The 455-nt window shown below is 69.9% G+C and carries 1 pseudogene; it reads left to right on the forward strand.

The window, feature by feature from the left end:
- Positions 1-455: pseudogene (locus tag RNC47_RS36765) on the forward strand (hypothetical protein); the annotation flags it as partial.

Raw genomic sequence — 455 nt, forward strand, 5'->3', positions numbered from 1 at the left:
GAGGAACAAGAGGTCAATGCCGACGCGGCCGTGCGGTTTGCCGCGCTGATCGCGGGGTGCCCCGTGGGTGTCCGGTGGCCGGGCGGCACGGTCGTCCGTTACGACGCCTCCGGACGTCTCGATCCGATCGACGACGGCGCCTCGCCGGCATGCGATCGCGACGAGACGGTCGTCTGGGTGGAACGTGACGGGTCCGGGCACCCCTTGGATGAGGTGCTCCTCGCTCGGCTGCGACGACTGATAAGTCGCGTCGCTGCGCGGACCGGGGTGAGCGGGACTCCGCACCTGGGCGATCCCGCGCTGCTCGAGGTGGTGCTGTCGGCCAAGGAACATCGCGAAGACCGGGCCCGGGCAATTCGGCTCCTGGGCCTCGACGAGACCAGACCGACGTGTGTGCTGGCTGCGTCGGGGCATTCACCGCGGGAGACCCTGCGCCTCATCACCGGTGAACTGGC

The organism is Streptomyces millisiae, assembly GCF_031845425.1.
GTDB lineage: Bacteria > Actinomycetota > Actinomycetes > Streptomycetales > Streptomycetaceae > Streptomyces > Streptomyces millisiae.